The organism is Flavobacterium aquatile LMG 4008 = ATCC 11947, assembly GCF_000757385.1.
In the GTDB taxonomy this organism is placed as follows: Bacteria; Bacteroidota; Bacteroidia; order Flavobacteriales; family Flavobacteriaceae; genus Flavobacterium; species Flavobacterium aquatile.
Map to the genome: position 1 here is coordinate 503,594 of NZ_JRHH01000002.1, position 11,935 is coordinate 515,528.

Here is an 11,935-nt window from a genome sequence, read left to right on the forward strand (position 1 = left end):
AATTCGACCTTTGGTCTCGGGTGCAAAAGTAAAAAACTTAAATCAATTATATAAGGTAAAATTGAATTGAAATTTTTTGTTAATATTTTAAATGTAATTCAGAAAAAAAGTACATTTGGTTCTCAAAATTAATTTAAAAACAAAATTTATGAAAAATGTAGTGTTTATTTTCATTGCTTCTATATTTTCGAGTATCGGTTTTGCTCAAGGAACTGTTTCGATTAAAGCAGATATTGCTAATAGAAACGGTGATATTTTATTTATTAAACAAGGTAGAATGATTGTTAAAGAAATAAAAGCGGATGATAAAGGAGCTTTCAATGGTTCATTCGATATCAAGAAAGATGGAATGTACACTTTATTTGATGGAGCAGAATACGCAACCTTATTTTTAAAAGGTGGCTATGATTTGAAAATTAAAATGGATGCATCAAAATTTGACGAAACATTAACCTTCAAAGGTAAAGGTGCCGACGAAAATAACTTTTTAGCGCAACAAGCTGTTGAATCTATGAATTCTGACGAAGATAAATTGTTGGAAATGAATGAAGCTGATTTTGCAAAAGCAATGGAGACCAAAAAAGTGTCTAAAACGGAGAAATTAGATAAATCAAAATTAGATGTCTTATTGGTTGAGACTTTAAAAAAGAACATTGATGCTGAACAAAAAGGTTTGACAGATTATTATAAAGAAATTCAAGCCAACAAAAAATTCAATAATACGGTTGCTCCAGATTTTGACTATTTAAATCATGCTGGCGGAAACGTTAAATTATCTGATTTAAAAGGGAAGTATGTTTACATTGACGTTTGGGCTACTTGGTGTGGACCATGTAGAGCAGAAATTCCTTTTTTAAAGAAAGTAGAAGAACAATATCACGGAAAAAACATTGAATTTGTTAGTATTTCTGTTGATGTCTTAAAAGATTTTGAAAAATGGAAAACGTTTGTAACTGAAAAAGGTTTAGGCGGAACGCAATTATTTGCTGATAAAGACTGGAAGTCTGATTTTGTTAGAGCATTTAATATTAACTCGATTCCAAGATTTTTATTGATTGGGCCTGATGGTGTTGTGATTGATGCAAATGCAAGTCGTCCTTCTGATCCAAAATTGGTAGAAAAGTTTGATTCTTTATTGAAATCGTAAGAAAACACTTTTTAAATAGTTATCGAAAACCCAACGTCTTATCCTTTAAGACGTTGGGTTTTTTAATTATTTTAAAAATTCCAATGTTAAGTTTTTATCCAATGTTACCAAATTGTTAAGCAAAAGTTTGCATAGTGTAAATTAATTGTTACATTTGTTATGTTAATATGAATAATTAAAAAACCTACACTATGAAAAAATATGTAATTATGGCGGCGTTGTTGGTCTCAGGATTAACATTCGCTCAAGAAGGAAAACCAAAATTGGAAGAAGTTGACGGAATGGTAAAAGCTACTTATTATTATGAAAATGGTCAAGTTCAACAAGAAGGTTTTTTTAAAGATGGTAAACTTGAAGGAAAGTGGGTTTCTTATAATGAAAACGGATCTAAAAAAGCAATTGCAGAATATACAAACGGCGAAAAAACTGGAAAATGGTTTTTTTGGAATGATAAATCTCTTGCCGAAGTAGATTATTCAGAAGGTACTATTGCTTCTGTGAAAAGTTGGAATAAAGAAGCTATCGCTGATAAAAATTAGTTTTATTATTTAATTCAAATGAAAAAGGTTCATCTAATAAAGTAGATGAACCTTTTTTTGTGGCATTAATTTAGGGAAAGCGTTTGTTGAAATTTATTAGTATTTAATATTTCAATGAGTTTTAATAAAAAAGGTTCGTCAGATAAAGACGAACCTTTTTTGTAAAATATATTTATTGTTTCTTATTTGATAATTACTTTCTCAGTATAAGTAGTTGTATCAGCAGTAACTTTAATAATATACATTCCAGATGATAAGTTATTAAGGTTGATAGATGCTTCAACATTAAAATCATTATTTACATTGGAGTAAACCGTTCTTCCGTTAATGTCAATAACATTTATTGACGCTTTACCTGTAAAGTTGTTTATTCTAATGTTTAATAAACCATTTGTTGGATTAGGATATACATTGAATAAATCTTCTTTTTCAAAACTATCAGTATTTAATGCTGTACAGTTTGCACCTGGAGAAAAAGCAACAAAACTTTCTACTTGGTCGCCACTATTGTTGTTACTTCCTGATGATGCGCCTTGACCAACGCCTCTTCTTCTAAAAACTTCGGTAATTAAACAATAATCTTCTCCGCCGGTTGTAGCTTGATCTGCTGCAATCAATGCATCTCTACCAGCAACAATTCCTGGATTACATGGTTGTAATTTTAGAGCATCCAATACTAAACGCATAACTTTATTATTTCCACCTGTTCCAGTATAAACATTAGAATCAAAACCATATTTTTGAATATATGCCCAATTTAAATCCCATAAAGTTGTTGCCCAAAAATCTCCAATAACATATCTATAACCCGTGTCTCCTGCTTCAGTAGGTATTGGAATATTAGAGTCATTAAAAGTTAATGGATTTATACTCATGTCGGTAGAATATGGATAACTTCTTAATCCAGATCCTGTAGTTGGTTGGTTTAAAGCAAAAGTAGCTACACCTTTTGGTGTTGTACCAACATCACCAGCTTTTAACTGCATCATTAACATAAACCAATCAGACCAACCTTCACCCATTGCTTCAAAGTTATTTAAACAGCCACTGTTTGCTGGTCCGCCAGCTAATCTTGTAGAAATACCATGACCATATTCGTGAGCAACAATTCCGTTGTCAAAATCACCGTCTGTGTTTATAAATGGTGCTTCGCCTAATTGGATTTTACCATTTACAGTTTCGGTCTTTATTCTAGCAATAAGAGGATATCCTACAGCTTTAGTTACACTTATTGCAGGAATTGTAATTGTTGCATCTGCTCCAGACATATTAATTTCTGCTGGAACTGTTTCAGATGGGTCAACATTATTAACAATTATAACACCTGTTGCGCCAGCATTTTGGGCATTTTTTACTTTTTCTATAAAGGTACATGGTGTTCCACCTAAAGCTTCTGCTAATGATCTTCTAATAACTACAATATTTCCATTAATTGCGGCTGCATTAACAGCAGCTGCACAAGCATCACAGTTATCAGTTTCTCCTGGATCTGGAGTTCCATCATCGTATAAAACCAAATTTGATTGAATTAAATTTGGTGCAATAGGAATATCAACATGACCAGGATTAAAAACATTATCTCTAGCTATTCTAGATCCAGCAATATCTGCAGGAGAATTTATGTATAAAGGTTGAATTGGAGCCGCATAACTCCACAAGAACATTTGCATTCTTGGTCTATTTCCGTCAGTAGGAGTCGAAAAGTTTGCATTATTTAAATTTTGTGGTGTTGCCGATGCACCGTCTTGTGCATCTGCAAAAACAGCATCACCGCCAATTGTAACAGTTCCACCTTTACCATAGTTGTTTTGTTGAAAATTACCATTTATTTCATTAAATCCATATTGATACCAAACGTCGTGCATCATGTTGTTCATGTAGAATAAATTGGTAATTGCAGCATTCAAGTAAGTTGATGGTTGTGTATTTGTTCCGCCATAAGGAAAATCAAAGCTTAAAGTTAAACCTCCACTTGGTGAAGTTCCTGTTCCGTTATTTCCATCTAAGTCATCTTGCGCTTGAACATTGTTTCCTCTAGTTATTGTATATTCATTTCCAACAACTCCATTTGTATCATGCCATCCGTAAGGAGAAGCCTCTACGTTGTGAGGATTTGTAATTAATTGTCTAGCAATGTGGTTAGGACTTTCATAGTTAAATGGTATAACTCTATAAGATCCAGATTGTACTTCCAGTAAACTTGAAGTTGTTTCTTTAAATAAGTTAAGGCTTGCAGCACTTTCTTTCATCGGAGAACAACTTGCACTATGATTATGATTTTCTCCAAAAGAACAGGATATCACCATGTCATTTTTCTCTAAAAGTTTACCATCTAATGCATCAATTCTTACATGCCAAAGGTGTTGATGCCCAGGAATATCAATTACATAATCCCAAGCTAATCTTAATTGATTGTCTGAAGTTAATTGATATACTAATTCTGCAGAAATTTCATCTTCAGTATTGTTAGAAATTCTGAAATTTTTTAATTCTTTTGTTTCTAAAATTGTATGAGTATTTGATGAAGTAATGTTCAACAAATTTTTAGCGCTAAACAATCCTTCAAGTACAGATAAAGTAGGTGTTGTTGTGTTTACTTTAGTAGTAATGTTTGAAACAAACTGACTGTGAATGTTGATTACTTCATCATTTTTAACCCAAACATTGGCAACAGCATTAAAAATTTCAATTCCTTGATATCTTTGTTTTAGGTAATAATTGTGAATGTTGGTACTTTCAGATGTAGCTTCACTTTCAATAATCCAATCATTTACATCAGCACTAGTTAACTCTAACTTTGTTAAGTTCGCGTTAAGATAAGTTTGTATTTTACTTCTTGTGGCTTGAGAAAAAACCGAGCCTGTAATCAATAGAAGTAACAATAGATAATTTTTTTTCATTTTGGTATAGTTAAATTATGGTTAGCAAACTTAATTTATTTTTTAAGTTTATGCAATTTTTTTATTGAATATCAGATTTTTAACTTTTGTTTGATTGGATGGTTTTAAATAATTCTAATGCCTTTCCATCCGTTAACATTGATACATAATGACAAATGTGTTGCAATCTATCATAAACGGTTTCTTTTTCATATTGATAACGTTCTGGTAACAATTTCAATATCAGATTATCGTAATTACTTGCCGTTCCGTTTGCTTTCTTATTATAGGCATCACAAAACGTATCTAGTAAGGTATTGATAATTTTGTAACCCATAATTTCCTTATGAATTACCTCCTTACTTTGATATACGTTTTTTACACTTATTTGGATGATATCATTCATCTGAGCTTTGTATTTAGACTTGTCGGTTATTGCGTAAGGAAATTCGCCTTTTAAAATGGCTTCTTCGTTTTCAATAAAGACATTCACAGCATCATTGATTAAATTTCCGATAGCCAATGCGCGCAAATAACTAATTCTGTCTTCTTTTGTAGTAAGAGAATTGTATTTAGATGTATCAATAGAATCTTTAACCAGTTTTATCAAATATTCCAAAGCAAAATCTTCCGAAACTAATCCAAGGTTTATTCCGTCTTCAAAATCGATTATTGTATAACAAATATCATCGGCAGCTTCAACCAAATAGGCAAGTGGATGACGTTCGTAACCAATATCGTTGCCTGATTTATTAGGAATCATTCCCAATTCGGTAGCCACTTCTTTAAAAAATTCTTTGTCTGATTGGAAGAAACCGTATTTTTTATCGGCGATATTTTGCGTTGGTTTTTTTGGCAAACTCTCTTTTGGATATTTCATAAATGCACCAAGAACGGCGTAAGTCAAGCGGATGCTGCCTTCAATTCCTGGACGTGAACTTGTTAAAACAGAAAATCCATTGGCGTTTCCTTCAAAATCTATTAAATCCTGCCATTCTTTATCCGACAATTGGTGTTTGTATTTTTGTCCGTTTCCGATAGAAAAATATTCGCCAATGGCTTTTTCTCCTGAATGTCCGAAAGGCGGATTTCCAATATCGTGCGATAAAGCTGCTGCTGCAACAATAGCACCAAAATCATTGGCTTGATACCCATGAATAGACTGTAAATGCGGATATTTCTCAATAATTTTTTTTCCAACTAATCTTCCTAAGGAACGTCCAACAACCGAAACTTCTAAACTATGAGTAAGTCGTGTATGTACAAAATCGGTTTTTGACATAGGAATAACTTGCGTTTTATCTTGCAAACTTCTAAAAGCCGCCGAAAAGATAATTCGATCATAATCTACTTCAAAACCCAATCGCGTGTCGTCTTGTTCAATTCGCAGACGTTTCCCTTTGTCGCCTTGTCGTTTTAAAGATAAAAGTTGTTCCCAGTTCATCATGGAATGTGAAATATTAGATATTAAATTTTAGATATAATCAAAGTGATTTTTTCATGCAAATGCTATTTTCAACTCCGATGTATTGACCGTAATTTTCGGTTATAACGTAACCTAGTTTTTGATACAATGAAATGGCGTCTTTTTGCATAAATCCTGTTTCAAGAACAGCAATTTTGTAGTTTTCTTCAGTTGCCCAAAGTTCCAAGTCAGATAAAATTTTAGATGCAATTCCTTTTCCTCGAAATTGTGGTAAAGTGTACATTCTTTTCATTTCTACTGTTTCAGAATCGTATTCTTTGTATGCGCCAATTCCAACTGCAGTTTCGTTTTCATAAACAATAATGGCATTTTTTAATGCACTCGATTTGTTGAATTGTGCATAGAACGCATGATCTTCACCATCAAGAATTGCCAAAAAAGCGTCTAACTCTATTACGAGTTTTTCAAAATCAGGATTATCAGATGTTGTTCTTGTAACCGTAATCATTGTGGTTTTATTCTTTATCGTTGGCTAAGAAAAAGACTCTCGATTTTTTAGGATATTGATTGTAGCTTTTGTCACTAGGATTTGCAATTACCGTTTTGATATTGATTTCATCTCCTAATTTAAAATTTTTCTCAACCAATTGATAATCCAATAGATATTCGCCACAGAAGTAATTTCCGTCGTTGTCTTTTTCTATAATTCCTGTATAAACTCCTTTTTCTTTTGACATTTTGTTATAATTTGTTTCAAATATACGAATTGAAATTTAAATTCTGATTTTTAGTCGTGATTGCAATGGAAAGCATTATGCAGGAAAACGCTATTTTTTCTTGGCAAAAAAGAGCGACCATAGAAGCTCCTTTTTTGTATTAGAAAAAAAGTGTTTTACAAATAATCTTGTAATGGAAAGCGGGAATAACTTCTAATAAAAAAACAGCCATCAAATTTGACGACTGTTTCTATATTCTATTCTCTATGTTCTAAATTAAGAACCACACATTTCACATTCCTCCGGACCAGAATTTTTAGCCAATTCAATCATCGCTCTATATTCCTCAGCAGACATTTCTACTGGTTCGTTTAGAACTGCGATTGGTTGTAATTTTTCGGCAATTGGTTCAGAAACTATTTGAACTGTTGGTTGCTCTTTTACTTCAATTGGTTCTGCTTTTTTGTCATTGTTTAATGTAAATTTGATGGCATCCACCGCAGCTTTTGTTCTCAAATAATACATACCGGTTTTCAAGCCGCTTTTCCAAGCATAGAAATGCATCGACGTTAATTTAGAATAATTGGCATCTTGCATGAACAAGTTCAACGATTGCGATTGATCTACAAAATAACCTCTTTGACGACTCATGTCAATAATATCTTTCATCGACATTTCCCAAACGGTTTTGTACAATTCTTTCAAATCTTGCGGAATATTCAAGTCTTGAACTGATCCGTTGTTACGCATTAATTGTTGCTTTAGGTCTTCGTTCCATAAACCTCTATTTACTAAATCTTCTAATAAATGTTTGTTCACAACGATGAATTCTCCTGAAAGCACGCGACGTGTATAAATGTTAGAAGTATAAGGTTCGAATGCTTCGTTGTTTCCTAAAATCTGAGAAGTCGAAGCTGTTGGCATTGGCGCCACCAAAAGTGAATTTCTAACACCATGTTCCATAACTTCTTTACGTAAACTTGCCCAATCCCAACGACCAGAAAGTTCTTCGTCTTTAATATTCCAAAGATTGTGTTGGAATTCTCCTTGCGAAATTGGTGAACCTGCAAAGCTAGAATACGGACCTTCTTCTTTAGCCATTTCCATAGATGCGGTTACAGCTGCAAAATATAATGTTTCAAAAATTTCCTGGTTTAATGTTTTCGCTTCGTCGCTTGTAAACGGCATACGCAACATAATGAATGCATCTGCCAAACCTTGTACACCAAGACCAATTGGACGGTGACGTTTGTTAGAATTTTCGCCTTCTTTTACAGGATAATAATTTCTGTCAATTACTTTATTTAAGTTTCTTGTTACGCGTTTGGTTACGGTAAACAACAAATCGTGGTTGAACTTTCCGTTTTCCACAAACATTGGTAACGATAATGAAGCCAAATTACAAACTGCAATTTCATCTTTCGATGTAAATTCCATAATCTCAGTACACAAGTTCGATGAACGAATAGTTCCAAGATTTTTCTGGTTTGATTTTCTGTTGGCTGCATCTTTGTACAACATATAAGGAGTTCCAGTTTCAATTTGAGATTCCAGAATTTTCTCCCATAATTCGTGCGCTTTGATGGTTTTTCTTCCTTTTCCAGCCGCTTCGTATGAAGTATAAAGTGCTTCAAATTCTTCACCGTGAACATCATACAATCCTGGACATTCATTCGGACACATCAATGTCCAATTGCCGTTTTCTTGTACGCGTTTCATAAATAAATCGGAAGTCCACATCGCGAAGAATAAATCTCTTGCACGCATTTCTTCTTTTCCGGTATTCTTTTTCAAGTCTAGGAATTCGAAGATGTCAGCATGCCAAGTTTCAATATAAATAGCAAAACTTCCTTTACGTTTTCCACCACCTTGATCTACGTATCTTGCAGTATCATTGAAAACACGCAACATTGGAACAATTCCGTTTGAAGTTCCGTTAGTTCCACGAATGTAACTTCCAGTTGCACGAACGTTGTGAATAGAAAGTCCAATTCCTCCAGCCGATTGCGAAATTTTAGCCGTTTGTTTCAACGTGTCATAAATTCCGTCAATACTGTCGTCTTGCATTGCCAATAGGAAACAAGAAGACATTTGAGGTTTTGGAGTTCCTGCATTGAACAGCGTTGGCGTTGCATGCGTAAAGAATTTTTTCGACATCAAGTCGTAGGTTTCAATAACCGATTTTAAATCGTCTAAGTGAATTCCAACCGAAACACGCATTAGCATGTGTTGTGGACGTTCAACGATTTTACCGTTAATTCTTAATAAATACGAACGTTCTAGTGTTTTAAATCCGAAATAATCGTAGTTGAAATCACGGTTGTATATAATGTGTGAATTTAAAAATTCAGCGTTTTCCTGAATAACTTTATGTACTTCTTCCGACAAAAGTGGTGCCGATTGACCGTTTCTTGGATTTACATAATGAAACATTTCGTTCATAGTTTCCGAGAACGACTTATTGGTATTTTTATGCAAATTCGAAATCGCAATTCTTGCCGCCAATTGAGCATAATCTGGATGAGCAATCGTCATTGAAGCCGCAGTTTCTGCCGCAAGATTATCCAATTCCGACGTAGTAACGCCATCATACAATCCTTCAATCACGCGCATGGCTACTTTTACAGCATCAACTAAATCATTTAAACCATAACATAGTTTTTTAATTCTATCCGTGATTTTGTCAAACATTACTGGCTCTTTATGGCCATCTCTTTTTACTACGTACATACTTTTTTGTTTTTGTGAACTAGAAAATCCCTTCTCTACTTCGGGTTATTTGTAATCTTTTTTGCCACAAAGGCGCTAAGTCGCAAAGTTTTCACTTTACTTTTTTTGTTTTTAGAAGCTCTTCCAGCTTTCCGCTATATCTTTTTCAATTGCCTTGGGAGGCAATTAAAAAAGGATGCCGCTGCAATCTGGGCTAGACCACTTCAATGGTTTGGGTTCTCTTGTAATCTTTTGTAATAATTTTATTCTTCGTGCCTTGGTGTCTTTGTGGCAAAAAGGCGAGAAATTAAAAATCGGCGTCGAAACTAATTTTTTGTGCTTCGCTATCGGTGTTCATAACCCCAGCTTTTTGGTATTCGGCCACTTTTTTCTCAAAGAAATTGGTTTTTCCTTGAAGTGAAATCATGTCCATAAAATCGAATGGGTTCGATGTATTGTATTCTCTGTCGCAACCTAGTTCTACTAAAAGTCTATCGGCAACAAATTCTAAATATTGCGTCATTAATGTCGCGTTCATTCCGATTAAAGAAACCGGAAGCGATTCTGTTATGAACTCTCTTTCAATATTTAAAGCGTCAACAATAATCGTTCTGATGCGTTCTTTTGGAACTTTGTTAACTAAATGGTGGTTGTGTAAATGCACAGCAAAATCACAATGAACACCTTCGTCACGAGAAATTAATTCGTTAGAAAAGGTTAATCCTGGCATCAATCCACGTTTTTTCAACCAATAAATAGAACAAAATGCACCAGAAAAGAAAATTCCTTCAACTGCTGCGAAAGCAATTAAACGTTCAGCAAATGAATCTGATTCAATCCATTTTAAAGCCCAATCTGCTTTTTTCTTAATTGCAGGAAAAACTTCTAAGGCATTAAATAACTGATCTTTTTCTGCTTCGTCCTTAACATATGTATCAATTAATAACGAATAGGTTTCGCTATGAATGTTTTCCATCATGATTTGAAAACCATAAAAGAACTTTGCTTCAGCATATTGTACTTCATTTACAAAGTTTTCAGCAAGGTTTTCGTTTACAATTCCGTCAGAAGCTGCAAAAAAAGCAAGAATATGTTTGATGAAATATTTCTCATCATTGTTCAATTTGTTATTCCAATCGTTTAAGTCTTGCGATAAATCAATTTCTTCTGCAGTCCAAAAACTTGCTTCCATTTTTTTGTACCATTCCCAAATATCGTGGTGTTTGATTGGGAAAATCACGAAGCGATTTTTATTTTCTGACAAGATTGGTTCTATGAAGCTCATTATGTATGTTTTTTAAGATATTTTTAACTTATTTCGAGAGTTACAAAGATTGGAATTTTTAAATGAAAATGAAAGTCAAAGTTATTGACAATCGGCTTTAGTTTTTAACAATGTGTAGGAATACTACTAATTTTTACTTTTTCGTAACTATTTGTTTAACAATTGTTTACAAACGTTAAATTTTCAAAAAACCCTTAGTTATAAGGCTTTAAAACTATTTTTAGGCAAGTTTTCGTAAAGTTATTTCGAAGTTATTTTCGTGATTTTGATAAACAAAAAAAGCAGTTTTCTGATGTAGAAAACTGCTTTTTTATAATTGTGCAAAATGTCGTTTAATTCACTAAAAATTATTCGTTTTTACTATCAAATTCGTAAAAAATTGTGCTTAAAACGAATTGATTTTGGATAAAGTTAATTTATTCTTCTGCGTCTCTATCAATATAGGTTTTGTTTCCGTTTTTATTGATGTAGTATTTTCCACCTTTTGGTCCAGTGAATACTTTTTTACCTTTGTATTTTCCGGTTGCTTTATCGGCAACTTTTTTCTCAGCAGCTTTTGAAGCAGCCGTTTCTTTTAAATCTTCCTTCTCTTCAGTAGCTGTTTTTTTAACTTTTGCAGTCGTTTTATTAGCTGTTGCTTTAGCTTTTCCTTCAGTTGATTTGGCTTTTCCGGTTGCAGAAGCTGCATTTTCTTTTGCGTCTTTGGTAGCTTTTGCAGTTTTAGTTTTTGCATCGGCTTTCGCTTTTGTTGCTTTTTCTTCTGCGTCTTTAAAACGTTTGTCTGGCGTTCCGTCTTTTTTTAGTTTTGTTGCTTTTTCTTCTGTTTGTTTTTTAGTTTTTGCAGTTTTTGCTTTGGCGTCTTTCTCTACTTTTTTAGCTTCTTTTTCGGCATCTTTTTTAGCTTTTGCCTTTTCAGCTTTTAGTTTTTCCGCTTTTGCTTTTTTCTCTGCAACTGCTTTTTCAGTTTTAGCTTTTGCTTTGTCGGCAACTTCTTGTGCATAGAATGTGTTTGAGAATACAAATACACAACATAATAGAATTAATTTCTTCATCGGGATTTCAGTTTAAATTATTTTATAAGTTAAAATTAATGAATTTATTTCAACAAATACCATTCCAAATCAATTAGTTGTAGTACTCATTCTACAAAAAATAAAATGATTTACTTTCTAGCCCTGATGCAAGAATTGTTTGAGCTCTCCCGATTTTTCGGGAAGCGAGTTCTTGCAGCAGG

9 protein-coding genes are annotated in these 11,935 nt (G+C 33.3%); 2 read left to right on the plus strand and 7 right to left on the minus strand.

Translation table 11 applies throughout. The annotated features are described in order from the left end of the window. The first annotated feature begins 148 nt into the window (after positions 1-148). Both LG45_RS05265 and LG45_RS05270 read left to right on the plus strand, forming a co-directional pair. Positions 149-1,147, plus strand: coding sequence for a TlpA family protein disulfide reductase (locus LG45_RS05265; RefSeq protein ID WP_035125050.1), 999 nt, complete (start codon positions 149-151; stop codon positions 1,145-1,147). 191 nt (positions 1,148-1,338) lie between these two features. Further along, positions 1,339-1,686, plus strand: a complete 348-nt coding sequence (locus LG45_RS05270; RefSeq protein ID WP_035125051.1) for a toxin-antitoxin system YwqK family antitoxin — start codon at positions 1,339-1,341, stop codon at positions 1,684-1,686. Between the two features lie 182 nt (positions 1,687-1,868). On the opposite strand, the gene LG45_RS05275 is transcribed toward LG45_RS05270, so the two are convergent. From LG45_RS05275 to LG45_RS05305, 7 genes are all read right to left on the minus strand, one after another. Then, positions 1,869-4,586 carry a T9SS-dependent M36 family metallopeptidase gene (locus LG45_RS05275; protein WP_035125053.1) on the minus strand — a complete coding sequence of 906 codons (2,718 nt, stop codon included), beginning with the start codon at positions 4,584-4,586 and terminating at the stop codon, positions 1,869-1,871. A 79-nt stretch (positions 4,587-4,665) separates the two neighbouring features. Continuing rightward, the gene (locus tag LG45_RS05280; RefSeq protein WP_035125422.1) at positions 4,666-6,009 is read right to left on the minus strand and encodes a deoxyguanosinetriphosphate triphosphohydrolase; all 1,344 of its coding nucleotides are present in this window, start codon (positions 6,007-6,009) and stop codon (positions 4,666-4,668) included. A gap of 40 nt (positions 6,010-6,049) precedes the next feature. After that, a complete protein-coding gene (locus LG45_RS05285) occupies positions 6,050-6,499 on the minus strand; it encodes a GNAT family N-acetyltransferase (protein ID WP_089046965.1) in 450 nt (149 codons plus the stop codon). A 7-nt stretch (positions 6,500-6,506) separates the two neighbouring features. After that, positions 6,507-6,728, minus strand: a complete 222-nt coding sequence (locus LG45_RS05290; protein ID WP_035125055.1) for a hypothetical protein — start codon at positions 6,726-6,728, stop codon at positions 6,507-6,509. A 255-nt stretch (positions 6,729-6,983) separates the two neighbouring features. Next, on the minus strand, positions 6,984-9,437 hold the full coding sequence (locus LG45_RS05295; RefSeq protein ID WP_035125057.1) for a ribonucleoside-diphosphate reductase subunit alpha: 2,454 nt from the start codon (positions 9,435-9,437) through the stop codon (positions 6,984-6,986). Between the two features lie 286 nt (positions 9,438-9,723). Next, a complete protein-coding gene (locus tag LG45_RS05300; protein WP_035125059.1) occupies positions 9,724-10,701 on the minus strand; it encodes a ribonucleotide-diphosphate reductase subunit beta in 978 nt (325 codons plus the stop codon). A gap of 416 nt (positions 10,702-11,117) precedes the next feature. Continuing rightward, positions 11,118-11,753 (minus strand): hypothetical protein, encoded by a 636-nt coding sequence (locus LG45_RS05305; RefSeq protein WP_035125061.1) that lies wholly within the window; start codon positions 11,751-11,753, stop codon positions 11,118-11,120. Positions 11,754-11,935: the final 182 nt, after the last annotated feature.

Bases quoted from the DNA above. Each gene is read 5' to 3' on its own strand.
- LG45_RS05270 (WP_035125051.1), top strand. From the start codon at position 1,339: ATGAAAAAATATGTAATTATGGCGGCGTTGTTGGTCTCAGGATTAACA.
- LG45_RS05265 (WP_035125050.1), top strand. From the start codon at position 149: ATGAAAAATGTAGTGTTTATTTTCATTGCTTCTATATTTTCGAGTATC.
- LG45_RS05295 (WP_035125057.1), bottom strand. From the start codon at position 9,437: ATGTACGTAGTAAAAAGAGATGGCCATAAAGAGCCAGTAATGTTTGAC.
- LG45_RS05290 (WP_035125055.1), bottom strand. From the start codon at position 6,728: ATGTCAAAAGAAAAAGGAGTTTATACAGGAATTATAGAAAAAGACAAC.
- LG45_RS05275 (WP_035125053.1), bottom strand. From the start codon at position 4,586: ATGAAAAAAAATTATCTATTGTTACTTCTATTGATTACAGGCTCGGTT.
- LG45_RS05285 (WP_089046965.1), bottom strand. From the start codon at position 6,499: ATGATTACGGTTACAAGAACAACATCTGATAATCCTGATTTTGAAAAA.
- LG45_RS05300 (WP_035125059.1), bottom strand. From the start codon at position 10,701: ATGAGCTTCATAGAACCAATCTTGTCAGAAAATAAAAATCGCTTCGTG.
- LG45_RS05305 (WP_035125061.1), bottom strand. From the start codon at position 11,753: ATGAAGAAATTAATTCTATTATGTTGTGTATTTGTATTCTCAAACACA.
- LG45_RS05280 (WP_035125422.1), bottom strand. From the start codon at position 6,009: ATGAACTGGGAACAACTTTTATCTTTAAAACGACAAGGCGACAAAGGG.